At 59.1% G+C, this 24865-nt stretch carries 19 protein-coding genes; 11 read left to right on the top strand and 8 right to left on the bottom strand.

Features of this window, described 5'->3' with window-relative positions:
• Positions 1-18 precede the first annotated feature (18 nt).
• The 5 genes from LOC68_RS05375 (at position 19) to LOC68_RS05355 (ending at position 6829) form a co-directional block, all read left to right on the top strand.
• A complete protein-coding gene (locus LOC68_RS05375) occupies positions 19-1047 on the top strand; it encodes a hypothetical protein (RefSeq protein ID WP_230216526.1) in 1029 nt (342 codons plus the stop codon).
• Between the two features lie 165 nt (positions 1048-1212).
• On the top strand, positions 1213-3843 hold the full coding sequence (locus LOC68_RS05370) for a DUF1592 domain-containing protein (protein WP_315858996.1): 2631 nt from the start codon (positions 1213-1215) through the stop codon (positions 3841-3843).
• Between the two features lie 53 nt (positions 3844-3896).
• Positions 3897-5240: a DUF1552 domain-containing protein gene (locus LOC68_RS05365; RefSeq protein ID WP_230216522.1), complete on the top strand. Its 1344-nt coding sequence runs from the start codon at positions 3897-3899 to the stop codon at positions 5238-5240.
• Positions 5237-6457 carry a hypothetical protein gene (locus tag LOC68_RS05360; protein WP_230216520.1) on the top strand — a complete coding sequence of 407 codons (1221 nt, stop codon included), beginning with the start codon at positions 5237-5239 and terminating at the stop codon, positions 6455-6457. Before LOC68_RS05365 ends, LOC68_RS05360 begins: the two co-directional genes overlap by 4 nt.
• 42 nt (positions 6458-6499) lie before the next feature.
• Entirely contained in the window at positions 6500-6829 is a 330-nt protein-coding gene (locus tag LOC68_RS05355; RefSeq protein WP_230216518.1) for a hypothetical protein, read from the top strand.
• 44 nt (positions 6830-6873) lie between these two features.
• Here LOC68_RS05355 and LOC68_RS05350 read toward each other — a convergent pair whose 3' ends face one another.
• The 7 genes from LOC68_RS05350 to LOC68_RS05320 are packed head-to-tail and all read right to left on the bottom strand — an operon-like array spanning position 6874 to position 12297.
• Positions 6874-7050 carry a hypothetical protein gene (locus LOC68_RS05350; protein ID WP_230216516.1) on the bottom strand — a complete coding sequence of 59 codons (177 nt, stop codon included), beginning with the start codon at positions 7048-7050 and terminating at the stop codon, positions 6874-6876.
• 1 nt (position 7051) lies between these two features.
• Complete coding sequence (locus LOC68_RS05345; RefSeq protein ID WP_230216514.1) at positions 7052-7633, bottom strand: electron transport complex protein RnfA; 582 nt, start codon at positions 7631-7633, stop codon at positions 7052-7054.
• On the bottom strand, positions 7630-8250 hold the full coding sequence (rsxE, locus tag LOC68_RS05340; RefSeq protein ID WP_230216512.1) for an electron transport complex subunit RsxE: 621 nt from the start codon (positions 8248-8250) through the stop codon (positions 7630-7632). Before rsxE ends, LOC68_RS05345 begins: the two co-directional genes overlap by 4 nt.
• A gap of 3 nt (positions 8251-8253) precedes the next feature.
• A complete protein-coding gene (locus LOC68_RS05335; protein ID WP_230216510.1) occupies positions 8254-8979 on the bottom strand; it encodes an FMN-binding protein in 726 nt (241 codons plus the stop codon).
• The gene (locus LOC68_RS05330; protein WP_230216508.1) at positions 8976-9995 is read right to left on the bottom strand and encodes an RnfABCDGE type electron transport complex subunit D; all 1020 of its coding nucleotides are present in this window, start codon (positions 9993-9995) and stop codon (positions 8976-8978) included. The genes LOC68_RS05335 and LOC68_RS05330 overlap by 4 nt, the downstream gene beginning before the upstream one ends.
• A complete protein-coding gene (rsxC, locus tag LOC68_RS05325) occupies positions 9992-11428 on the bottom strand; it encodes an electron transport complex subunit RsxC (protein ID WP_230216506.1) in 1437 nt (478 codons plus the stop codon). The genes LOC68_RS05330 and rsxC overlap by 4 nt, the downstream gene beginning before the upstream one ends.
• The gene (locus tag LOC68_RS05320; RefSeq protein WP_230216504.1) at positions 11425-12297 is read right to left on the bottom strand and encodes a (Fe-S)-binding protein; all 873 of its coding nucleotides are present in this window, start codon (positions 12295-12297) and stop codon (positions 11425-11427) included. Before LOC68_RS05320 ends, rsxC begins: the two co-directional genes overlap by 4 nt.
• 379 nt (positions 12298-12676) lie before the next feature.
• Here LOC68_RS05320 and LOC68_RS05315 point away from each other — a divergent pair, with 379 nt between their 5' ends.
• The 6 genes from LOC68_RS05315 to LOC68_RS05290 all read left to right on the top strand — a co-directional run bounded on the left by LOC68_RS05315 (position 12677) and on the right by LOC68_RS05290 (position 21475).
• Positions 12677-13195, top strand: coding sequence for a sigma-70 family RNA polymerase sigma factor (locus tag LOC68_RS05315; RefSeq protein ID WP_230216502.1), 519 nt, complete (start codon positions 12677-12679; stop codon positions 13193-13195).
• The gene (locus LOC68_RS05310; protein ID WP_230216500.1) at positions 13192-14583 is read left to right on the top strand and encodes a FecR domain-containing protein; all 1392 of its coding nucleotides are present in this window, start codon (positions 13192-13194) and stop codon (positions 14581-14583) included. The genes LOC68_RS05315 and LOC68_RS05310 overlap by 4 nt, the downstream gene beginning before the upstream one ends.
• A 107-nt stretch (positions 14584-14690) precedes the next feature.
• Complete coding sequence (locus LOC68_RS05305; protein WP_230216498.1) at positions 14691-17402, top strand: PSD1 and planctomycete cytochrome C domain-containing protein; 2712 nt, start codon at positions 14691-14693, stop codon at positions 17400-17402.
• Positions 17403-17434: 32 nt separating this feature from the next.
• Positions 17435-18823, top strand: coding sequence for a DUF1501 domain-containing protein (locus LOC68_RS05300; protein WP_230216496.1), 1389 nt, complete (start codon positions 17435-17437; stop codon positions 18821-18823).
• A gap of 110 nt (positions 18824-18933) precedes the next feature.
• Positions 18934-19668: a YqjF family protein gene (locus LOC68_RS05295; RefSeq protein WP_230216494.1), complete on the top strand. Its 735-nt coding sequence runs from the start codon at positions 18934-18936 to the stop codon at positions 19666-19668.
• Positions 19669-19813: 145 nt separating this feature from the next.
• Positions 19814-21475, top strand: a complete 1662-nt coding sequence (locus LOC68_RS05290; RefSeq protein WP_230216492.1) for a Na/Pi cotransporter family protein — start codon at positions 19814-19816, stop codon at positions 21473-21475.
• 71 nt (positions 21476-21546) lie between these two features.
• Here the strand turns inward: LOC68_RS05290 and LOC68_RS05285 are convergent, their stop codons facing one another.
• Positions 21547-24846 (bottom strand): efflux RND transporter permease subunit, encoded by a 3300-nt coding sequence (locus tag LOC68_RS05285; RefSeq protein WP_230216490.1) that lies wholly within the window; start codon positions 24844-24846, stop codon positions 21547-21549.
• Positions 24847-24865: the final 19 nt, after the last annotated feature.

The raw sequence follows: 24865 nt of genomic DNA, 5'->3' as shown, positions 1-24865 counted from the left end.
CGTGAAAGGAGCCAACTCATGGGCATGATTTCCAACATGATCGCCGTCGTCACGCGCGATACTCGCTTGGAAGGACTCAAGCAGCGGTGGGGAACGTCGAACCAGGCCGACTTTCTGCTCGGCGCCGCCGTCGGTCACGAAGTGGAACGCCGCCGAAAGGTCCGGGCGAAACGGGGGCTGGCCGTCAGCGACCAGGACATTGACGCATTTGCTGAATCCGCCGTCGCGCTGACCGACCGTGAAGCGTACGAGCAGGAAGACACGCAGTACAACCAATCGCTTAAGCAGTTATTCCGCGAACTTGATCTCGGGATTCCGGTGCGGGAAGTCGACCGCGGCTTTCTGGCGAACTTTGACTTCGGCCGCTGCCTGGCGGTGGTTGTGATCGGACAGGATGGGCTGGTGGCCAACGCGGCCAAGTATGTGGGCGACTTGCCGGTGATTGGGGTGAATCCCGATCCGGCCCGCTACGATGGTTTGCTCCTGCCGTTTCAAGTTCGCGAAGCGCGAGCGGCGGTGCAGCGCGTCCTGAATCAGCGAGCCCGCTACCAGAAGATCACACTCGCCGAAGTGAATACCATCACCGGGCAGCGAATGCTGGCCTTCAACGACTTTTTCGTCGGCTGCCGTTCGCACGCTTCGGCGCGGTACACGCTCGATGTGAACGGCAATCGCGAAGCCCAATCGTCCAGCGGCGTGCTTATTTCGACCGGCGCCGGAGCGACCGGCTGGATGTCGTCGGTCTTCAACATGGCGGCCGGGGTCAGTCGATTTGTGAGCGGCGGCGATGTCCAAAAACTGACGCTCGCCCGCGATGAACGCAAGCTGATGTGGGCGGTCCGCGAACCGTTCGTCAGCCGTCATTCCAGCGCGGAAAACGTGATCGGAATTCTCAATGACGAGGACGAACTGGTGATCGGTTCGCAGATGCCAACCCAAGGAGTGATCTTCTCGGACGGCGTCGAGGACGACTTCATCGAATTCAACAGCGGCGACATCGCGACGTTCTCGGTTTCGCAGCAGCAGGTACGACTCGCGATTGGCTAGCAATCGAAGCGACTCTCAAACGCATTCGTCGATGCAGAGTCTCCTAAGGGACGGCACGAAGACACTTTGCTAGTGAAGTGTTGCGAACAGTATCGGCATTTAACCATTGATAGATCCCGTAAACGGTAAATATCGCTCGCTTAGGAGGGAGAATCCGGGATCGTGATGGTCCCTGGCTTCAACGATGATGCCCCCCGCTTTGTTCTATGCCATCGACTACGAATTGAAGTAGAATGGCTGATGCGAAAACGTATGGATGTTGGTGTGATCCAGCCCCCTCGATCATGCCCATGCTCGCAGAACGCGCACAATCGCTTTCGCCTCCTGCCTATCGCCCCCCAAGCCTTGATCCTTCCTCGAACCAGGCCATCCCTCATGCGTTTCCTGTTCCTAGCGCTGGCATGCTTCACTGGCTCGGCGATCGCGTCCGCCGCAGAGCCTTTCGAAGGGTTTCTCGAAACGCATTGCAACCGGTGCCATGGTCCGGAATTGGTAGAGCGGGATTTGCGGATAGATCAACTGTCGCGCGACTTCAAGTCAGGCGCCGACTCGCACCTCTGGGGGGAAATCGTCGAACGGATCAATTCGGGAGAGATGCCGCCGGAAGACGAACCTCAACCGACCGAAGACGAAATCGCCGCGGTCGTTTCGCAGATCGACGCACGGATCAAAGCCGGACGAGCCGCCCGCATGGCGGCGCGACCTCCGGTCGCCCATTACCGGCTTAGCCGACGCGAGTACCAGAACACGGTTTACGATCTGCTGGGAGTCCGTTACGATCCGACCCAGCCAGGCGAGTTGAACGCTGATCCCCTGTGGCATGGCTTTGAACGAATCGGCTCGCAGCTTTCGCTGGCGCCTTCGCACGTCGAGCGTTACTACCGCGCTTCCGAAATCGTTTTAAGCCGCGCCTTTCCGGAAAAGGGGGTCGAGACGAAGAAGGTTCACAAGACGGCGGCGGAGTTGCGTTACAACGGCGGCGAGCGACAGCAAGCGTTCCTCGATCGCTTTGGAATCAAGCGTCCGCTGCGTGCCCTGATCTTTCCCGGCCGCGAACTGCAGGCGCTCCGCCCCCATTGGTTCGGCAACGGTTCTGAGACAAGCGGGCTCTATCGCGTCCGCATGCAGATCAGCGGCGTTCGTCCTCCAGGCGGTCAAACGCCCCACTTGCGAATCGGCAAGAGCACTGGCGAAGGGACGAACGAAGGTCTGATCGAGCTTGATATTCTGGCGCCTGAAGACGAGCCGGAGATTATCGAGTTCGAGGTCTTTCTCGAAATGCCGACCAGTCTCGAATTCAACGTCGTCGTCACCGACATCATCAATCGCGATAAAGGCGCCCATCATCGCAACATTCTTGGTGGGCAAGACTACATCTTCACCCATACCAGCGAAACCAAGCTGCTCAATCCGACCGGCCCCAAACTCTTCGACGAAGAGGGGAACGGAATTTTCTCCTTCGTGCTGCTCGATTGGATTGAATGGGAAGGCCCGATTGAGAGCGACGCCGAACGAGCGACCCGCAGCGACGTCTATCCGCCGGAAGAGGCGACGCCGGACGTCGTGATGAGTCATCTTCATCGCTTCGCCGAGCGAGCCTGGCGGCGACCGGTAACGAACGAGGAACTGCGCCCTTACTTGCAAGCGTATGAGTCCGAACTTGCGGCCGGCGAAACTCCGACTACCGCTTACCAACTCGCTCTGCTCGGCGTGCTGAACAGCCGCAACTTCACCTATCTGGTCGAAGGGGACGCGCAACCTCGCCCGAAACTAAATGACTGGGAACTTGCGTCCCGGCTATCGTATTTCCTCTGGAGCTCGATGCCCGATCCGCAGCTGTTTGACGCGGCTCGGGAAGGAAAACTGAACGGCGAGGCTCTGGCCGAGCAGGTTGATCGGATGCTGGCCGACCCGAAGACCGATCGGTTCGTCGACGACTTCCCCCGGCAATGGCTGCAGTTGCATCGGCTGGGGATGTTTCCGCCGGACGGCAATTTGTTTCCCGAATACGACGTCTGGCTCGAAGCGAGCATGCGGGAAGAAGTGGTCCAATACTTCCGCGAAGTCTTTCAGAATAACCTGTCGATCGACGCATTCATTAAGTCCGACTGGACGATGGCCAATCCCCGCCTCTGCGAATTCTACGGGCTCCCGATGCCGAAGAAGTCCGGAGTGCAGAAGGTGGCGTTGCAGCCTGATGACCATCGCGGCGGTCTGTTGACGATGGGCGCGATTCTTGGCCTGACTTCGGACGGTACGCGGCAACGCCCTGTGCATCGCGGCGTTTGGGTCAGCGAAGCGATCTTCGGCAAGACTCCCCCTTCTCCGCCGGCGAATGTCGATCCGATCGAACCGAATCCGCCAGACAGTCCCAAGGCGACGATCCGCCAAAAGATTGAAGCCCACACGCACAACGCGAGCTGCGCGGCGTGCCATCGCAATATCGATCCGCTCGGCTTGGCGTTCGACCAGTTCGACGCGATCGGTCAGTGGCGCACGCACGAACGAGTCGAGAAAGGAACCGGCGCCGACCCGCTGGTCGATCCGAGCGGCAAAATGCCGGACGGTCGCGCTTTCGCCAACGCGGACGAGTTCAAGCAACTGCTGCTCGATGACCGCGATCAGTTTTTGACGGCGATTGTCGAGCACCTTTGCTCGTACGGATTGCGTCGCGTGCTGACGGTAGATGATCAAGAAGACGTTCAAGCGATCGTCAGCGAGGCGAAAGCGAAGAACTATCAGTTGCGAGACATTGTGCGCGCCGTCGCCTTGTCGGGATTGATGAAGAAGAGATAAGACTCGGGTAGGCTGATTCAAGCAAATTACGGACAACCTTTAAGAGCAAGAATATGACACCTTCCTGGCAGATCGATCGTCGCCATGTCCTGCGTGGACTTGGCAGCTTCATTGCGCTCCCGCTCTTGAACTGCATGCGTCCGGCGATGGGCGCCGAGATGGAGTCGCCGCGCCGTAGCGCCTTCGTCTATATCCCGAACGGCGTCAACACGCTCGACTATCAGATCACGACGCCCGGCGAGAACTACGTCCTGTCGAAGTCCCTTTCGCCGCTCGAAAAACATCGCAGCGTCATCACCCCGATCAGCGGCATGCATCATCCCGGCGGTCTCGGGCATCACCACAATTGCCAGAAGATCTGGCTCACCGGCGGTCAACTGGGTCCGACCGATCGCAATACGATCTCCGTCGACCAGAAGATGGCCGAAGTGACCTCACCGTTCACGCGGTTCCATTCGCTAGAGATCGCCAACAAGGGAGAATCGCTGGCCTGGACGGCGGACGGCATTCGTCTGCCGGGGATGAGCCGTTGCAGCGAGATCTTCGCTTACCTCTTTGAAGAGCCGAAGAACGGCACCGCCGCTCAGCGTCGCACGTTGCGTCGCAAGAAGAGCGTCCTCGACGCGAATTTGGAAGAAGTTCGCTCGCTGGAGCGGAAGATGGGGGACGAAGACAAAGGACGGATGGCCCAGTATTTGACCGCCGTTCGCGAGACCGAAGTTCGCGCCATCCGGGCAGACGCCTGGCTTGACGTTCCCCGTCCGGAGATCCTGGAACAAGATCGTCGTCGCACCGATCGCGAAGTGCCGCAAACGCAAGCCGGCGATTACTTCCGCACGATCTACGACTTGATTGTGCTGGCGTTCCAGACCGACGCGACTCGCGTGATTACCTTCAGCAGCGGGATCGAAGGACAAGGGCTGCCGATTCCGGAACTCGGGATCTCCCAATCACGCCACGAACTGAGCCATCACAACGGCGATCCCAATCACATGGAGAAGCTGACGCAAAGCGATCGGTTTAGCGTCGAACAGTTCAGCTATTTCCTGACTCGTTTGGCCGAGACTCCTGACCTGAACGGTCGCCCGCTCCTCGAAACGACGATGTCTCTCTTCGGCAGCGGCATGGCGTACGGGCACGGACACGGCAACGCCAACTTGCCCCTTGTCTTGGCCGGCGGAACCGGCTGCGGCCTGAAACATGGAAAGCATATTGACCTTAACCAAGGTCACTTTGACGGCTACCAGCTCAACGAGCCGGGCAAGCACTATCATCTCTGCAGCCGTCCGGTGAACGTGAACGCCCACATGAGCAATCTACTGCTGACGATGGCGCAGAAGATGGGCGTGGAATCCGAAAAATTCGGCGATAGCAATAGCGAACTGGATCTGGCATGAGACGACTGATCGAACGTAACGCTCTGACGAAGCTTGTGCTGGCGGTGTGCACTTTGCTAAGCGTCAGTACGCTGCGCGGGGAAGAGCCATTTCGCCCTTCGCCAGACAATCAGTTCCCGCCGCTGGAAGAGGCGAAAGCCTACCGCGGCGAGCTCGTTTTCGTCGATCATATCAACCGCCGCGGCAGCCTTCGTCTGCATGTCGACGGCCATTACCATGAAGGGCAGCTTCACCACTTCGCGATGCTCCCCTACGGCGAGATCTTCTATCGCGGCGCTCCGGCTGACTTGCGAGATATTCCGATTGGTACCGTTTTGTACGGGCGTTTTTATTTGCCGCCCGATCCCAAGACTTCGGCCGTGCCGAACGCAAACGGGAACAACGTCACCGCGCCGCGCGAAAACCACGCGATCCTGCTGGAAGACGGGCCCAGTCTTTGCCTGCGAGAAGGAAAAGCCTGGAAGCTGAAGGAAGTGAACTTTCGTGGCGGCGAAGGAGAATTGGTCGCTAGTCTGGAAAGACCGGAGGGAGGGGACGGACTCGGCGGCGAGCACAAGTTCACCATCGACAGTTCGACCCGAATCTGGCGCGGGAGAGAGTTGCTGGGACTCAATGACCTGGTCGCCGATGGAACCTGGCCGACCAATGGTTCCAAGCAACTGGACGGTCAGGCCGTTCAACTCGCTCTGGGATGGCACCCCCGCTATCTCTATCAACAGTTTCACGTCGCCGATATTTGGCTCGACGAGGCCGCGATGAAAGTCGCGACCGAACGCCAAAGGGGCGTCCATATCCATCACATTCACACCCGCTGGATGCCGGCTCGCGTCGAAACGATCAACTACGGCAAATTCGGCCACGCGACGGTCACCGCGACCTTGTTCGGCGGTATGGACGAGTCTCTGTACGCCGACTTCAAACCGGGCATCAGCGCCAAGATGGCCGCCGCCGAAAACACTTTGCGAACCTGGTGGCAGGACCACGACGGCATGGACGGCAAGATTGTCGCGGTCGAAAAGATCGAAGAGAACCCGCCGCTCGGTAGCAGTGGGATTCAAATCCAGTTTGAAGTTCCGCTGATCCTGGAAGGCTTCCGCCCAGGCCGCGTCGCTCGCATCCGCCCGCAAAACTGGCCGAATGTCAAACCGCCGATGGAAGAATGCGTGCGGAACCAAGATGACCGTTGGCCGAGCCCGGAGATTTTCCAGAAGAGGTAACGAGTACAACGACGGTCGCTCCAGCCCCGAGGAGAGCCCAGCGTGATAGATCGCTCCAATGACGAACCGGTCACCAACATCAAAACGTTTCTGCTGGCAGATCCGAGTCCCCAAGGGCGAATGGAGACGGAACGCTGGTTTGTTGCGTTCGTCAACTTCCTGCAAGACAACGGCCTGACCGCTCGGAAGCTGCTCAAGAAGGGGCAAACGCCGGACGAGTCGTTCGAGATCTGGGAATCCGATTTGACGGAAGAAGGGGTCGCAGTCGTCGACAAGGCGTTTGATCGTTGGTTGGGCGCACTCGATCGAGGCAAGGCGCCCGACGACGTTTCGATTCTGGAAAAGGCGCTCGCCAAGATCCGCAAATTTTAGTCATTCAACGGGCGTTCGTCTCGCGGCAGACGATTGGGGCTGCATCAATTCCGCTTCTTGCACGCCGAACCGCAGCCGCAGTCGCCGCAGCCAAGCCTTCCTTCCAGCGGATCTTCGCCCGCCGGAGTCCGATTCGTTCTGGCCAGCAGCGTTTGCACGACCAGCAAGCCGACGATCGCGATGGAAATGCCGCTGACGGCCTTCAAGAGCGTTTCGATCATGTCAGGTGAACAGTCCGGCAAAGCCCATGAAACAAACGGAAAGGATTCCGGCCAATACGAGCGCCACCACCGTCCCGCGAACCATCTCCGGCGTGTCAGCCAATTCCAGCTTCTCGCGGAGCCCTGAGATCAAGAAGAGCGCCAGCGTAAAGCCTAATCCGGCGCCAAGAGCGAAGACCAAGGCCTGCAAGAAGCCGTATCCCTTGTTGGTTTGAAACAGGGCCACCGCCAGGATCGCGCAGTTGGTTGTAATCAGCGGCAGGAAAATCCCGAGCGCCTCGAATAACGGACGGCTCACCTTCTTGATGAACATCTCGACCAGTTGCACCGTCGATGCGATCACCGCGATGAACGCGATCAATTCCAGATAAGGGGCGTTTGCCCACGTCAGCAGTGCGTGGATCCCATAGGCCGCCATCGAAGCGACCAGCATCACGAACGTCACCGCCGCTCCCATGCGGACCGCGGTGTCTCGTTTTCCGGAAACGCCCAGAAAGGGGCAGATCCCCAGGAAGTACGCCAACACGAAGTTGTTCACCAAGCAGGCGTTGATGAAGATGGTCGGGAGTGATTCGTCGTTCATGCGGTCGCCTCACGGCTTGCGGCTTTTCTTTGCTTCAGGAATTGGAACAACAGCAGCCAGCCGGCGAGCGTAAAAAAGCCCCCCGGCGGCAACATCATTATCGTCCAGGTCTCGAACGACTGGCCAAGCAGCGGAATGCCGAACCACGTTCCGGCGCCAAGGATCTCGCGGACGCTTCCCAGGCAGAGGAGCCCGACGGTGAATCCGACCCCCATCCCGGCCGCGTCGAGAATCGACCTTTGCACCGGGTGTTTCGACGCAAACGCTTCGGCCCGCCCCAGGATCAGACAGTTCACCACGATCAGCGCGATAAACGCGCCCAGCGTGCGGTGCAGTTCCAGACTGATCGCTTGAATCAGGTAGTCGACCATCGTCACAAAGGTCGCGATGATCAAAATAAAGGTGACGATCCGCACCTCACTCGGCACGATGCGGCGGATCAACGAGACGACGGCGCTTGACGCCAGCAACACGCCGGCGGTTGCGAGTCCCATCGCCAACGAGTTAATCGCCGTGTTGGTTACCGCCAACACCGGACACATTCCCAGCACTTGTACGAACACCGGATTCCGTTTGAAAACGCCATCGGTAAAGTCATTCATCGTTCCGGCGGACATAACCTAGGGCTCCTCTTGGCGAAACTGCGACTTGCAAGCCTGAATTCTCGGCATCCAAACGTTGGTACTCTCTCGCAGCATTGTGGCGGTCGCTCGAGACGAGATCGTTGCGCCCGTAATGCCGTCGATCTGCCAGTCTTGCGTTTTACCGCCTGCTTTGACGAACTCGAGCGGATGCGCCAGCCCGTCGCCGCCGACCGCCACGTCAAGCGATTGGAAGTTGGCGATGAAGTTGGGATCCTTTTCGATCCGATCCCCCAGCCCCGGCGTTTCGCGCGACTCCAGCACCTTCATGCCGACGATCGTTTCCGTCGCGGGATCGTAGCCGTACAAGATGCGAATGTTATCCTGGTAGCCCATTGCGGAAGTCTCGACGGCGATGCCGACAAGCTTGCCGGCGTCGTCAAAACCGGCGAACAGGTCAGCCCCTTCTTCGACCGGCCGAAAGCTTTTCGCCGATTCGTCATAGGCGTAGCCGACGCTGGCCGTGGCGCCGTCGATCACGTTGAGAATCGCCGACTCGCGGAGCTTGATGCGGTTGCGTGCGATGATCGGTTTGGTAATCTCGAACACCGAGACGATCAACAATCCGCAAATTAGACCGACGGCCAACACAACTCCGTAAATGCGCAGAATCGAAGAGGCGGACGACTCCTCCGCTGGGGAGACGTGCTCCACCGCGATGACCGCTTCGACCTTCTCTGCATGGCTCGTTTCTACCTGACTCATGTCGACGACTCCCGCACGCGGCCAAACAACCTCGGCTGCAACCAACCGTCCAGATGAGGGCTCAGCGCATTGCCAATTAGAATCGCGTACATCACTCCTTCCGATGCGCCTCCCCAGACGCGAATCGTCACCGTCAGGACGCCAATCAAAATGCCGAAGGCGATCCGAGCGCGAGGCGTGATCGGCGCCGAAACCATATCGGTCGCCATGAAGACCGCGCCAAGGACGAGGCCGCCCGACAGCAGCATGAAGAGCGGGCCGGCAAACCGGTCTGGGTCGATCAGGTGCAAAACGCCTGAGAAAACCGCGACCGACGCAAAGATCGACACTGGGATTCGCCAACTCATCATCCCACGCGCGACCAGATAGGCCCCGCCGAGAATAATCAAAACGGCGCATGTCTCCCCCGTCGAACCAGGCACATTTCCCCACAGTAGTCCGGAAGCGGCGGTCGACGTCTGGTTGAACTTCCAATCCGCCAGCGGCGTCGCTCCCGACAAGCCGTCATAGAGCGGCTTCGTAAACGGGAAGGCGAAGGTGGACGTAGGAATCGAATGAAAGCGATCTTCGGAGAGGGGGAAGAAGGTCGTCATCGGCGCGGGAAAGGTGGCCTGCATGATCGCACGACCGACAAGCGCCGGATTGAACGGATTGAAGCCCAAACCGCCAAAGATATACTTCCCGATGGCGATACAGATGACGCCGCCGACCGCCGCCATCCACAAGGGTAAGCTTGGCGGCAGAGTCAGCCCGAACAGTAGCCCCGTAATCACGGCCGATCCATCCCCAATCGTCGTCGCTTTGCCGCTGGCTTTGCAGAGCAGATGTTCGCTTAGCACGCATGAGAAGGTCGCCGTCGCAATGACCAGGATGGCCGCGATTCCGAACAGATAAATCGCGTATCCAACCACCGGCGTCAGCGCCAGCACGACGTTGAACATAATCGCATCGACGCTGGCGACCGCACCGATATGCGGCGACATCCGAATCGTCAGCGGCCTTTCGAGCAGTTTCATCGCTTTCCTCCACCACTACGAATCGCCGCTTTGGCGACGCGGAATCGTTCCACCAACGGAATCTTGGAGGGGCAGACGTACGAGCAGCAGCCGCACTCGAAACAGGCCATCAAGTGATAGTCGCTCGCCATCGTGTCGAAGCGGCCGTTCTTCGAGAGCAACCCGAGTTGCGATGGGTTAAGGAACATCGGACAGGCGTCAACGCAGGCGCCGCACGTGATGCAGGGATACTCCTTGCGATCGATCATCACGCCGGTCTGCTGCTGCGTCATGGCGATCACCCCGGTCGAACCTTTGGTGATCGGAATGTCCAAACTCGACGCCGCGTTCCCCATCATCGGTCCCCCCATGACGACCGTCGAAATGTCCTCCTCGGTTCCGACCGTTTCGAGGATGAATCGCAGCGTAGTTCCGATCGCAATGCGGAAGTTTCCCTTTCGTTTCACGCCGGGTCCGCCGACCGTGACGACCCGTTCGTAAAGCCCGAGGCGATGGGGAAGCAAGCGACCGACGTTCGCCGTCGTGCCGACATTCACGCAAACGATACCGACATCGATTGGCAAACCGCCGGCAGGAACCTCACGTCCCAGCACCGATTTGGCGAGCATCTTTTCGGCGCCCTGCGGATACTTGACCGGCAACACCTCGACGGTGACCGGTCGTCCCGGCCGAATCGCGGCACGCAGCGTTTCCGCCGCGTCCTCCTTGTTCGCCTCTACGGCGATGATCGCCTGCTTGGCGCCGCACGCTTTCAACAGATACTCGATCCCGGTCATCACGTCGTCCGCATGCTCCAACATGACACGGTGATCGGTCGTCAAATAGGGCTCGCACTCGGCGCCGTTGATCAGCAGCGTATCGGCCGACTTCCCTTCGGGAACCTTGATCTTCGCATGGGTTGGAAACGCCGCCCCACCAAGTCCGACGATGCCGGCCTGCTGAATCGCGGCGATGATCTCCGCGGGCGTAGCGGTCTGGTAGTCGAATCTTTCCTGGGCCGGCATCTCTTGCGACGCATCTTCATCGGGCTGCAGGAAGAAGGCAGGCTCCATCTTTCCTTTGATGTTTGGCGCGGGGGCGATTTTTCGAATCACGCCGCTGACCGGAGCATGGATGGCGACCGACATGAAGCCGTCGGGCTCAGCGATCAATTGTCCGCGCGTAACTTTGTCCCCTTTGCCGACCACCGGCTTCGATGGTTTGCCGATATGTTGCGCTAGCGGAATCGTCAGCAACTCTGGCAGCGGAAACGGCTCGATCGCCAAATCGCGCGTGTCGTCTTTGTTCTCCGGCGGGTGGATCCCATGCGCAAAACCTTTGCCCCCAAGAGAAGACTTGGCCCACGCGACCAGCGATTCGACAAACCCATGGCCGGTCTCTTCAAGTTCGGCGCCGCGAAAGAAGGTTGAAATTGGCCACGATAATTGACTCACGAGACTTCCTCCTTCATTTCGCTGCGGCGCTTCTTCTTTAGCGCCGTTTCGCCAATTTGCGGACCAAGCTCTGGATCGAGCCAAACGATGGCTCCGGTCGGACAGCCGTCGATCGGGGACTTCATCCGTCCCCCTTCCGGTCCCAGGATGACCGGCAGATGTCCCTGCATTTCGATATGCCCGTCCGAATCCTTCGCACACTTCGTACAGCCGGTGCAGCCGACGTTGCAGTTGTCGAGGACGCCACGGCCGTTGTCCAATGACGCACATGCGACAAACAATCGGTGGCTGATTGGTTGCAGCGTAAAGAGCCCTTTTGGACAGGCGGCGACGCAATCGCCGCACGCCGTGCAGCGGTCTTCCAGCACCACCGGCAGGTTATGCTCGTTCATGACGATCGCGTCAAAATCGCAAGCGACGGCGCAGTCAGCGAGCCCCAAGCAACCGTACAAACAGGCCTTCCCCCCGCCGCCGACCAGCGTCGCTGCGGCGCAAGACTTGGTCCCTGCGTATTCGGTACTCCACTTGGCGACGTTCACGCCGCCCGCGCAAGCGATCCGCGCAACCAGTCGTTCTTCAGCGCCAATTTCGACACCCAAAAACGCAGCTAGTCTGGCAAGTTCTTCCGGTGAGCTGACCGTGCACTTCCCCGGCGGCAAAGTTCCCGCGACAACCGCCGACGCAAAAGCGGAACAGCCAGGGACCCCGCAAGCGCCGCAATTGGCCTGGGGAAGCATCTTGTCGACCATTCCGATCCGCGGATCTTCGTCGACAGCCAGAAAGCGCCCCGCGATCACCAACACGCTGGCGAGCGAAAAGGTGAGTCCCCCCAATAGCAACGCGGCGCCCAGTGCGGTCAACAGATTCATAATTGACCTCGCAGCTCTTGCGACAATCCCAACAAGCCGAACGGTGTGAAGCCCAATCGGGCACGGATCACGGTGAATTGCAAAAGCCATGCCACCGGCAGGAACGAAGCAGGTCAGGTGTCGCCTCAGGTGCAAACTCACCCGCGCAATGGTCTGGCAACCCGGCGAAGGTAATGTTGGAAGCGGCGATTAATTCCAGGACTGGAATGACAGGTCCGCCAGCTACCTTGTAAACCGCTATCTACAAGCAGGTTACGTCGACACCGAGCGACTCCGACTGCGAACTAGCCGAACCGATCCTCGCGATTTTCCAAGATTCTGCGTCACGAACGTCGGGCGGCGGATAAGTTACCTTTAGCGGCACTTTCGGAGAGGGGATTTGGACGATTCGACCTTACACGCAACTCGGCTTTGGACGTCGGCTCAACCGATAGTCGCGGCGTTTGTCGCTTCGGTCGTGCGTGACCGCGCCGACCGGGACGATGTTATGCAAGAGACCGCCCTGGCGGTCTTGAAGTCGTTCGAAACCTATGAGCCGAGCAAACCGTTCAAAGCCTGGGCGATCGGCGTCGCGCGAAATCAGATCGGTCTCTACTTGCGACGTCGCAAACGGGACCGGTTAGTTTTCAGCGAAGAGACGATCGCCAATCTTCAGGCAACGTTTCTATCCGAGACTCCGGCCGCCAAGCTCGACTTCCTGCCAGAGTGCATCGCCCAGCTGCAAGGTCGAGCCCGCACGCTGTGCGACTTGCGTTACGAACAGGATTTGAAGCCGGCCGCGATCGCCGAAAAAGTGAAGATGACGGCGAACACTGTCGCCAAAGCGCTGCAGCGAATCCGAGAACAACTGCGCGACTGCGTCGAAGCGAAAGCGGCCGCGGAGGGAGCGAGCGGATGAGTTCCCACATCGACTTCCTTCTGCATGGTTACCTCGACGAGACTCTCACGCCGGAGCAGCTCGCCGAACTCGAAACGTGGATCAACGCCGATCCGGCGAACGCCAGACGCTTCGCCGAGACCGTTTATCTCGACGAACGTCTCGAAGCGGAAATCAAGCTGCAACAGTTCTCCGCCGAGGATCTAGAGACGCCGGTCTCGAGAAAGCCTGTACGCCCCGCAAGAATTATCGCGATCTGCCTGGCGCTTGCTGCGTGCTTGTTGCTGATCGCGAGCATTCCTTACTGGTATGGCGATTCCCACCAGGCGTCCAACGACGTCGCTCCCCAGGTCGAGGAAGTCGACGACTCGTTCGTCACCATCACGCTGGTCGAGAATGTTCGTACCGCGACAGGACAAGAGCTGCACGCTGGCGATCGCCTGGCGGCCGATCAGCTTCACCTGTTGGAAGGCGTTTTGCACTTGGAATTCGATAGCGGCGTGGAAGTGACGCTCGAGGGGCCGGCTCAGTACCAAATCGAAACGGTTGAACGCACCCATCTGTTGTCCGGCTTATTGACCGCAACAGTTCCCGATGGGGCCGAAGGGTTTGTCGTCACAACGCCGCAATCGGAAATCATTGACCTGGGAACCGCGTTTGGCGTCGCCCTGAATGAGGATGGCTCGTCGATCGTCACCGTGTTTGACGGCGAGGTCGAAGTGATTGGGAAAAGCGACGAAAAGCGGCGGCTCGTCGAAGGGGAATCGCTGGAGCTGAACTCACAGGGGGCAGTCAGCAAAGTTGCGTTTAGTCCCAAGCGTTTCGAGAAACTATGGCCGGCCGCATCCGGGATTGTCAGGTCGACCGGCGCGTTTCGGTTCGCTCCGCCTTGGCCGCGGCGACTTGATTGGATTGAAAGCGACGCCAACATCTTCGTTTTTCCGGAAGGCTATCCGGTCGTGTTGGAACATCCCTGCTCCGTCAATATCGACGCCCCGGGGAGATATCGGCGTGAACTGCAACTTACCGGCGGCGAAATCCCAGCGGGAACTCGCGTCCGCAGCTTTATCCTGCAGTTCAATCCCGAAGACCAGGAAGACGCTGCCGCCCCCGAATCGGACAAGCGGATCCAAGGAAGCATCACGTTCACCAAGCCGATTTTGGGCCTGATTGTTCGCGAAGAAGAACTTCGCGCTACCGACGGTGTTTTCTCTTTACGAGGCGGACGCGTGCCGCAATTTAAAAGAGGTTTGGAACTTAACGGATCGCCGTTCGGAGACGGGATCGTCCTGAGCGAAGATCGGCGAACCGTCCGACTCGACGTCTCCGTTTGGGGACCGCTCATCGATCAGATCCGGGTCATTGTCGACGCATCGCTGACGCAGGGAACGTACCCCAGCGATCCGTAAAACGCCCCTTTTTTCGTCTGTTCAAAAAAACTTCGTCATATTCGCCTGGCTGCGGGTAAGTAATCAATAACGCGATTGCCTGGTCCGCTGCCTTGGAGTGAGAAAAGATGAGACGTCTGGATCATATGCCCCTGACTCACGAACATTCGCGATCGCTGTTCAGCCTCCTCAGCGGCGGGCTCCTGCTCTTCCTGATCGCGCCCGTCGCGTTTGCCGAAGACGCGGCGAGCGAATACTCCGCGGAACAGCTGACCTTCTTCGAAGCGAAAATCCGTCCCGTGCTGGTCAAAGAATGCTACTGCTGTCACAGCGAAAAGGCGGGCAACATCCGCGGCGGCTTGCGACTCGATACCCGCGAGCTGACCCACATCGGCGGCGACAACGGACCAGCAGTCGTCCCTGGAGACCTGGAACAGAGCCTCCTCTACAACGCGGTCAATCACGAAGACTTCCGGATGCCGCCGAATCGCAAGCTGGCGCCGGAAGTGATCGCCGACATTCGCGCTTGGATTGAAATGGGCGCCCCTGATCCCCGCGAACGTCAGGTCGAACAGATCCAGCCGAGCGTCACCGCCGAAGATATCGCCCAGGCCCGCGAACAATTCTGGGCGTATCAACCGCTGCGTCAGCCGGAGGTTCCCCAGACGCAAGATTCCAACTGGGCCATTACCGACATCGACCGGTTCATCCTGGCGCAGCTCGAAGGCAACGAACTGCCGCCGGCCGCCGACGCCGAACCCCAAAAGGTTTTGCGCAGACTCTACTTTGATCTGATCGGGATTCCGCCGACGCCGGAGGAGATTCAAGATTTCGAGAACGTCTGGAAAAAGAATCCGTCCGATGCGGTTGAGCAAGTCGTCGATCGATTGCTCGAGATGCCGCAGTTTGGCGAGCGTTGGGGTCGGCATTGGCTCGACGTCGTCCGGTACGCCGAATCGACCGGTCGCGAAGTGAACATGACCTACCCGCACGCCTGGCGATATCGCGACTATGTCATCGACGCGTTCAACTCCGACAAGCCGTTCAATGAGTTCGCCGTCGAGCAGCTCGCAGGCGACTTGCTTCCGGCGAAGTCAGATGAAGAATCGGCGGAGAATATCGTCGCGACCACGTTTCTGGCGATTGGCCCGAAAAACGTCAACGAGCGGAATCGCATCCAATTTCAAGCCGATCTGGTGGACGAGCAAATCGACGCGACGACGCGGGTCTTCCTTGGCTCTTCCGTTTCCTGCGCTCGTTGCCACGACCACAAGTTCGACGCATTTCGCCAGGCTGACTACTACGCCCTGGCCGGCATGTTCAACAACCTGACGACCTTCTTCGGCGCACCTCCCTCCGACTACGGGCCTTACCGGCAAGTTCAGGTCCAACGAACCAGCAGCTTAATTCCGCTGCCGGTCGACGATCCGAACGACGCGAAGCCGAAATACACGTCCGTGCAGATGGAGAAGATGAAGGACGAGATGAAGGAGTTGCGTGAGGAAGCCGCCGAAGTACGACGCGATATGCGATCGGGCGACAACCAGGCAAACGTGCTAATGCGGCTCATTCGGACCTCCAACCGTTTGGCGGAACTCTCCGCCAAATTGGGAAGCGTCGACGAAAACGGCATTCCGATCAGCTTTTGCATGGGAGTCAAAGAAGAACGACGGGCACGAGATCTCCCGGTCCTGATCCGCGGAGAAATCGATCAGCGTGGCGCCGTCGTCCCGCGCGGTCTGCCGCAGGTGTTTGCCACCGAGAGCTTTGCAATTCCCAGCGAAAGCAGCGGACGCCGCGAGTTCGCCGAGTGGGTCGGCAGCGCTGACAACCCATTGACCTCGCGCGTGATGGTGAATCGGATTTGGCAGAACCTCCTCGGCTACGGAATTGTTCGCTCGCCAGAGAACTTCGGTGTGACCGGCGAAAGTCCGACGCATCCCGAGTTGCTCGATCATCTGGCGCTAGAGTTCGTCAAGTCGAACTGGTCGGTGAAAACGCTGGTAAAGGAGATCGCCACTTCTCGCGTCTATCGCATCAGTTCCGCGTTCTCCCCCAGTGCACACGAAATCGATCCAAGCAATCGGCTCCTCTGGCGGGCCAACCCAAGAAGATTGGACGCCGAATCGCTTCGCGACGCGATGCTGGCGATCAGCGGCAGCCTCGACGAAGAACGACCGCACGCCGGTCCGGTATACGATGCTGGCTATACCCGAGTTCGCGGCGGAACATTGGGAGGATCGCCCGAAGACATTCGCGCGATGTTCCAATCGGCCATGAACGCCCAGCGCGGCCAAGGCGGCGGCTTCGGAATGAACCAAGGGGGTTTCGGTGGACGATTCCGCACCCCGTTCATGCCGCGTCCCAATCAACCAAACGCCTTCGCCAACGCCATGCGCAGCGTGACGCATCAGCTCGACATGGAGGACGCGAAGTTCCGTAGCGTCTATTTGCCAATCGTGCGGGACGAACTCCCCCGCAGCCTGGAGGCATTTGACTTCGCCGATCCCAACTCGATCACCGGCGTTCGCGAGTCGTCGAACACGCCGAACCAAGCGCTCTACATGATGAATAACCCGTTCGTGCTGAAACAAGCCGACGCGCTCGCGGGACGAGTTACCAAGGAACATAATTCTCTCGGCGATCAAATCGATCTTGCGTTTCAGCTTTGCTACGGCCGTTCGCCAACCGTAGACGAGCGAACCGCCAGTTCCAATTTCCTCCGCCAGTTCAACGAGACCAGCGCTTCGCAGCGTAGCCGTACGCCCGGCAGTCCGTTGGCCATGGCCGCCTTTTGTCAGGCTCTGCTGGCGTCAGCCGAGTTTCGCCTGATCGACTAGTCCCTCTATCTATTCCTACGCGAGGCTCCGCGATGCTCAATCGACGTCAACTCTTGAAATGCTGCTCGGCCGGTTTCGGTTACCTGGCTTTCGCAGGATTGGCTCAATCCGAGCGAGCCCGTGCACAAGAAGCGGCGAACGCGAAACCGGATAATCCGCTGGCGCCCAAGGCCGCACATTTTCCTGCCAGCGCGAAACGGGTCATTTTCCTCTGCATGAGCGGCGGACCTTCGCATGTCGACTCCTTCGACTACAAGCCGCAGCTTGCGAAAGATCACGGCCGACGGGGACGCTACGGCGGTTCGCTGATGAAATCTCCCTGGGAATTTCGCCAGCGGGGCGACAGCGGGCTTTGGATTTCCGATCTGTTTCCCAAGGTGGCGGAACATGCCGACGAAATGACGCTGATTCGCTCGATGCACTGCGATCAGCCGCTTCACCCCGGCGCCATGACGCAAATGCATACTGGCACCGTGCAGTTCATTCGCCCGTCGCTTGGCGCCTGGACGCTCTATGGGCTCGGCACCGAGAACAGCAGCCTTCCCGGCTTCGTTTCGCTGAGCGCACCCGCCGGCGCCGCCCAAAACATGGGAAGCGCCTTCTTGCCGGCCGTTTACGGTGGGACCAAGGTCGGTCGCGGCGGCGGAGTCGGACAGTTCATGCCTGCGTCGAACCAAGAGAGCGTCGACGACATTAAAAACGGACGGCTTTCCAGCCGCCAACAACGGAAGCAGCTCGATCTAATCCAGTTTCTCAATCGCGAGAAGCTCGAGCGCGAACAGTATCAGCCCGCGGTGGAAGGGATGATCGAGTCGTATGAGTTGGCGTTCCGCATGCAAGACACGATGCCGAAGGTGATGGACCTTTCGGACGAGTCGAAGGCGACGCTGGCGATGTACGGCGCCGACGGCGGACCGACCGACGCCTTCGGCAAGCAATGTCTCCTCGCGCGAAGATTTGCGGAAGCAGGCGTTCGCTTCATCGAAGTTACCCATGGAGGTTGGGACCAGCATCGCAATCTGACCGAAGATCACAAGGCGCGGGCCGTCGCTTGCGATCAGCCGATCGCTGGGCTACTGGCTGACCTGAAACAGCGAAACCTGCTCGACGACACGCTTGTCATTTGGGGGGGCGAATTTGGCCGGACTCCGGCGGCGCAAGGCTCCGACGGTCGCGACCACAACAACAAAGGGTATACGACCTGGATGGCCGGCGGCGGCGTCAAAGGGGGTTTCAGCTATGGCGCCACTGACGAATACGGCTACGAAGCGGTCGAAGACAAATGCCATATCCACGACTGGCACGCCACGATCCTGCACTTGATGGGACTCGATCACGAGAAACTGACCTATCGCTATGCGGGCCGCGATTTCCGGCTGACCGACGTCTATGGCAACGTCATTAAGGAGATCGTCGCGTAACGATTGCGGCGGCCCAGCGGATGAAAACCGCTGTTGATCGGTGAAGGGGTCTTGCGGTTACCATAGTGGAATCGGCAAAGGTCACCAAAAGCCAACATCGAGAATCTGAAATGACGGGGCGTACCGATCGGACTTGGGATTTGCCTTCGCGTCCCTGGATCATGCGGATGACCTGGTCAGAGTTGCTGTTTGCCCATTGGCCGGTCGACCCCAACGCCCTGGCGTCTCTATTGCCAGTTGGACTTGAGCTCGATACGAGGGATGGCCAAGCATGGATCGGCGTCGTCCCGTTTTTGATGTCCGACGTCGCGCCTCGCTGCTTTCCTGGCGTCCCCAGACTGAGCCGCTTTCTGGAACTGAACGTCCGCACCTACGTGACGCGCGACGACAAGCCAGGCGTTTGGTTTTTCTCGCTCGACGCCGCCAGTCGCTTGGCGGTCCGTGCCGCCAGGGCGACGTTTCATCTTCCGTACATGGACGCCAGGATGTCGATGGTCCAGGACGACTCGCAACAGATCGACTACCGCAGCCAGCGGACGCACCGAGGAGAACCGCCCGCCTTGTTCGACGCGAGCTATCAAGCGACGAGCGAACCGTTTCATTCCGAGCCCGGGACGCTGGAACATTGGCTGACGGCCCGCTACTGTCTTTACTGCTCGGATCGCAAAGGCCGCGTCTATCGCGGCGAGATCGACCACGATCCCTGGTCCCTATCCCACGCAACTTGGACCGTACGCGAGAACACGATGTGCGTTCCGCTGGGGCTCGAATTGACCGGCGAGCCGCATCTTCTGTGCGCCGAGCCAATCGCCGTGCGAGCATGGCAGGCGACGCGCTGCGATTGAAGACCCTGTCTACGCGGACGCCGGCACGTGGCCCAATTTGCTGCAATAAATTGCCGCCGCCATCTGAATCCCGCCTATCGGGAAAACAATTCCTGGTTACGATGGACGCGGGAATTAGTTTTGGCGGACCGGTCGGCGGCAGGAAATGCTATTCGCGGCAACGACAATCAACGCATTGGAGATCAGCATCGGCTTGCTAGGCGGGCTGGCGCTGTTTCTCTATGGCATGCACCAAATGTCCGATGGCTTGAAAGCTGTCGCAGGCGACGGTCTTAAAGTCTTGCTCGGCCGGCTCACGACGAATCGATTTACCGCCGTCTTTACTGGAGCCGCAGTGACCGCGGTGATTCAGTCCTCCTCGGTGACGACAGTCCTGGTCGTAGGCTTCGTTAGCGCCGGACTCATGACGCTGCAGCAGTCGATCGGCGTGATCATGGGCTCCAACATCGGCACGACCGTCACCGCGCAGATCATCGCCTTCCAGGTCACCAAGTACGCGTGGCTGATGGTCGCGGTCGGATTTGGCAGTTGGTCGTTTTCCCGCAGCGCCGTACTGCGCAATTATGGAGCGATGCTGCTCGGGCTCGGCATGCTCTTTCTCGGCATGGATCAAATGAGCTCGGCCACCTATCCACTTCGCTCGTTCGAGCCCTTTATCGACTTGATGGGGCGCATGGACAATCCGGCGCTCGCCATCTTGCTCGGCGCCGCGTTTACGGCTGTGATTCAAAGTTCATCCGCCGCCACCGGCATCGTCATCATGCTGGCGTCGCAGGGAGTCTTGTCGCTGGACGCGGGAATCGCCCTGGCGATTGGCGCAAATATCGGCACCTGCGTTACTGCCATCCTGTCGTCGATTGGTAAACCGGTCGACGCCCGCCGCGCGGCGGTCGTCCACGTCATGTTCAACGTCCTTGGAGCGTTGCTTTGGGTCTTCCTGATCGGCTACCTCGCGGAGATGTCTCGATGGATCTCTCCCGAGTTCCCGAACCTGGAAGGAACGCAGCGGCTGGCAGCCGAAACGCCGCGTCAGATCGCCAACGCCAATACTCTGTTCAATGTCGCTAATACGCTGATTTTGATCTGGTTTACAGGCCCCATCGCGAAGCTGGCCACTCGAATTGTGCCAGAGCCGCCGATCGAGGAAGTCAAGCGAATCGAACCGATGTACCTCGACCCCGAGTTTCTGCAGACCCCCGCCTTGGCTTTGGATCGAGTTCGTCTGGAACTGACGCATATGGGAGAGCTGATCGTCGAAATGTTGCAATCGGCGCCGACCGCCGTCTTATATGGCGACAAGGGGGACTTACGTGCACTGAAGCATCTCGACGATGACGTCGACATCCTGCACGTAGCGATTCTGGATTATCTGCGGCAGATACAACGAGCGGAACTGACGCCCGATCATGCGAGTCAAATCCAGACGCTGATCCTGGTCGCAAATTATCTCGAGAATAGCGGCGACCTGATCGAAACCAACCTGGTGACCCAAGGAAAACGGCGAATCAAACGAAAGGTGAGCCTCCCCCCAGCCGTGGTCCAAGAGCCGCTGGAAAAAATCGTCCTGGAGTCGATGCAAGCCGCCGTGCAAGCAATTCGGCCAGACGACCAGAAAGTTCCGATCGAGATTGAGAGCCGCCAAGCGTTAGTCGATCAGCTAGCGGAAGAGGCGACCGAAAAACTCGCTCTCCAGTTGGTCGAAGGAGGGGAAGAGGCGATCCAGCCGTTTCGAATCCAAACCGATCTGATTAACGTCCTGAAGCGGCTATTCCACAACGCGAAACGCATTCTCGAACTGTGCCAGTAAAATCGCCGGCGCCGCGAAACGTGCATGACGCTCCGGCTGATCCGACGGCCGGAAAGTGCGATATCGAATTCTCACTCCGACGACGGTGGCGGTTCTTTTTGGCCGAGTTCCCCAAGCGAGCGAAACACCACGAAGAACGACGGCACGAATAGGAGCGCGAAGATCGTCGCGGCGATCATGCCGCCGACGACGGCGTTTCCAACCGCTTGCCGGCTTGCCGCACCGGCTCCTTGAGCGATTAGCAGCGGCAGGAATCCAAGGACCGAGGAAAACGCGGTCATCAAAATCGCGCGAAAGCGGAGCGAGGCCGCTTTGGAAGCGGCTTCCTGAATCGAGAGCCCATCGCGCCGCTGTTCGGCGGCGAATTCGACGATCAGGATCGCGTTCTTACTTGCCAAAGCGACGAGCAACACCAACCCGATTTGCGTGTAGATGTTGATGTCGGCGTTTCTCAGCACGAGCAGAATCACCACGCCTAGCGCCGCCAGCGGCACGACGGCGATCACCGCCATTGGACTGGTCCAACTTTCATACTGGGCGGCCAACACGAGAAACACCAAAACGATGGAAAGAACCAGAATGAAGGCCGGCGATTGCAACGGCGAATCGGCCTCGCTCAGCAACTTCTCCTGATACGACATTCCGGTCCATTCAAAGGTGACGGATGGTGGGAACTTCTCCGCCGCCATTTGTTCCAGCAGTTCCATCGCTTCCCCGGAACTGAACCCCGGGGCAGGCGTCCCATTGATCTGGGCGCTCGGGTACAAGTTATAACGTTGAATCACCTGAGGACCGACGATCGTCGAGATCTCCATCAACGTCCCGGCCGGGACCATTTCTCCGTCGGCGTTGCGTACGTCGACGCGCAGCAGATCTTCGGGAAGTACGCGTGCGCTCGGCTCGGCTTGAGCCCGGACTTGCCACGTTCGCCCAAAGCGGTTGAAGTCGTTGATATAGGCCGATCCCATGTAGGCCTGCAAGGTTCCGAATAGCGATCCGAGCGAAACCCCTAGCTTCTTGGCTTTCGTTCGATCGATTTCGGCGTAGACCTGCGGAACGGAAGCGCGGAACGTCGAGTTCATCCCGGTCAGACCTGATTGGGCGTTGCCGTCCACGACAACTTCCTCGACCAGCGACTGCATGTTCAAGAGCCCAATCCCGCCGACATCTTGAAGCTGCATCTGAAAGCCGCTGGCATTTCCCAGTCCATCAATCGGAGGAGGAACAAACGCGATACATTCCGCATCCTGAATCTTCCGCAGGTCCGCCCGGATGCGTCCCATGATCTCGTCTTGGCTCAGTTCGCTGCTCGTCCGTTCTTCCCAAGGCTCGAACACGATCGCGACAAAGCCATTGTTCGATCCGACCGTTCCACTCAAGATCGAATAGCCGCTGATCGAAACCCAGTCCGAAACGCCGTCGGTCCGCTTCAATATCTCGTCGACCTTCGCCATCACGTGATGAGTCCGTCCCAACGAGGCGGCGTCCGGCAGTTGGATATTGGCGAACGCATACCCTTGGTCCTCGGTCGGTAAAAACCCGGTCGGAACCTGCCGAAAGCCCCATGCCGTTACGACCAGCAGACACGTGAAGATGGCCATCGATAACACGATGTTGTGGACGCCAAATTTGACGGCGGCCGAATATCCGCTGGTCGATACATCGAAGGCGCGATTGAATCCCACAAAGAAGATCTTCAGCAGCCGATTGACGAGCGGCGAGAGGAGCCAACCGACAGCGACGCCGACAACTGCGAGTCCCGCAGCCGCCTGCCATCCCAAGGCCGCGTGGGTGAGCCACCAGACGGTCCCACCAACCAAGACGCCGACAAACCCGGCTGGCAAAAACGAGTTGCTCTCAAATGACTCTCGCGCTGGACGAAGAAAGATCCCGCACAGCGCAGGACTGAGCGTCAGCGCGTTGATGGTGCTGATTATCACAGCGGCCGAAATCGTGAGCGAAAACTGCTGATACAAGCGACCGACGATTCCCCCCATGAACGCCGTCGGCACAAACACGGCAAGCAAGACGAGCGTGGTGGCGATTACCGGGCCGGTAATTTCCTCCATTGCTTTTACCGCCGCTTCTTTCGGTCCCAAACCAGCGTCCAAATGGCGATAGGCGTTCTCGACGACGACGATCGCATCGTCGACCACGATCCCGATCGCCAAGACGATTCCAAAGAGCGTCAGCATGTTGATCGAAAATCCCAAGCCCGCCATCACGGCGAACGTTCCGATCAAAGCGACGGGAATCGCCGCCGAAGGGACGATCGTCGCTCGCCAATCCTGCAGGAAAATGAAGATCACCAACACGACAAGCGCAACGGCGACGAATAGGGTCGAATAGACTTCGGCGATCGAGGCCTCGACGAATCGGGTCGTATCGAAGGGAATCTGATAGCTGACCCCTTCCGGAAACCGCTTGCTCATCCGCTCCATCTCGCGGCGGATCGAACTCGCCAGATCGAGCGCATTCGCAGTCGGTAACTGATAGATCGCGATTGCCGCACATGGCTGGCCATTGGTAGACGCGGTGTAGTTGTAAGTTCGAGCGCCCAGTTCCACCGTCGCCACATCACGGAGACGCGTTAGCGCCCCATCCGCCGTCGTCTTGAGGATCAATTCCTCAAACTCTTCCGGTTCGGATAGACGTCCCTTCGTATTGACGACGAACTGAAACGCGGTGTCGTCCGACGTTGGCGGTTCGCCGACTCGACCGGCGGCGACCTGAACGTTCTGCTCCTGGACCGCCGCGATCACGTCTTGCGGGGTCAGATTCCGCGCTTTCAGCTTCTCCGGCGCCAGCCAGATTCGCATGCTGTAATCGTCGGCGCCAAAAATCGAGAGTGAGCCGACCCCTTCCACGCGCCCCAGTTGATCGCGCAGATTGATCGTGGCGTAGTTGCTTAAAAACAGACTGTCATGCCGCGAATCGGACGACGTGAGGGTAATGAACTGCACGATCTGCGTCGATTGCTTTTTCGTCGTGATCCCCTGACGGCGCACCTCTTCCGGCAACCGCGGCTGAGCGATCGACACGCGGTTCTGCACCAGAACGGTCGCCATATCCATGTCGGTGCCGGTCTCGAACGTCACGTTCAACGTGTAAGCCCCGTTGTCGGTGCAGGTCGAAGACATGTAGATCATGTTTTCGACGCCGTTCACCTCCTGTTCTATCGGCGCGGCGACCGTCTCCGATACGACGCCCGGATTGGCGCCTGGGAAGTTTGCCGTCACTTGCACCGTCGGAGGCGTGATCTGCGGAAACTTCGCGATCGGCAGACTCGACTGCGCGATCGCGCCCGCGAGCATGATGACAATCGAAATGACCGTAGCGAAGATAGGCCGATAGATAAAAAAGCGTGACATAAGTTGCGCCTATCGGTAA

Source organism: Blastopirellula sediminis (assembly GCF_020966755.1).
Classification (GTDB): Bacteria; Planctomycetota; Planctomycetia; order Pirellulales; family Pirellulaceae; genus Blastopirellula; species Blastopirellula sediminis.
Note: the sequence above shows the minus strand (reverse complement) of the source record. Positions and strands in the feature narration are given on the sequence as shown.

Coding starts and splice junctions, on each gene's coding strand:
- LOC68_RS05375 (WP_230216526.1), top strand. CDS start 19: ATGGGCATGATTTCCAACATGATCGCCGTCGTCACGCGCGATACTCGC.
- LOC68_RS05370 (WP_315858996.1), top strand. CDS start 1,213: ATGGTCCCTGGCTTCAACGATGATGCCCCCCGCTTTGTTCTATGCCAT.
- LOC68_RS05365 (WP_230216522.1), top strand. CDS start 3,897: ATGACACCTTCCTGGCAGATCGATCGTCGCCATGTCCTGCGTGGACTT.
- LOC68_RS05360 (WP_230216520.1), top strand. CDS start 5,237: ATGAGACGACTGATCGAACGTAACGCTCTGACGAAGCTTGTGCTGGCG.
- LOC68_RS05350 (WP_230216516.1), bottom strand. CDS start 7,050: ATGATCGAAACGCTCTTGAAGGCCGTCAGCGGCATTTCCATCGCGATC.
- LOC68_RS05345 (WP_230216514.1), bottom strand. CDS start 7,633: ATGAACGACGAATCACTCCCGACCATCTTCATCAACGCCTGCTTGGTG.
- rsxE (WP_230216512.1), bottom strand. CDS start 8,250: ATGTCCGCCGGAACGATGAATGACTTTACCGATGGCGTTTTCAAACGG.
- LOC68_RS05335 (WP_230216510.1), bottom strand. CDS start 8,979: ATGAGTCAGGTAGAAACGAGCCATGCAGAGAAGGTCGAAGCGGTCATC.
- LOC68_RS05330 (WP_230216508.1), bottom strand. CDS start 9,995: ATGAAACTGCTCGAAAGGCCGCTGACGATTCGGATGTCGCCGCATATC.
- LOC68_RS05320 (WP_230216504.1), bottom strand. CDS start 12,297: ATGAATCTGTTGACCGCACTGGGCGCCGCGTTGCTATTGGGGGGACTC.
- LOC68_RS05310 (WP_230216500.1), top strand. CDS start 13,192: ATGAGTTCCCACATCGACTTCCTTCTGCATGGTTACCTCGACGAGACT.
- LOC68_RS05305 (WP_230216498.1), top strand. CDS start 14,691: ATGAGACGTCTGGATCATATGCCCCTGACTCACGAACATTCGCGATCG.
- LOC68_RS05300 (WP_230216496.1), top strand. CDS start 17,435: ATGCTCAATCGACGTCAACTCTTGAAATGCTGCTCGGCCGGTTTCGGT.
- LOC68_RS05295 (WP_230216494.1), top strand. CDS start 18,934: ATGACGGGGCGTACCGATCGGACTTGGGATTTGCCTTCGCGTCCCTGG.
- LOC68_RS05290 (WP_230216492.1), top strand. CDS start 19,814: ATGCTATTCGCGGCAACGACAATCAACGCATTGGAGATCAGCATCGGC.
- LOC68_RS05285 (WP_230216490.1), bottom strand. CDS start 24,846: ATGTCACGCTTTTTTATCTATCGGCCTATCTTCGCTACGGTCATTTCG.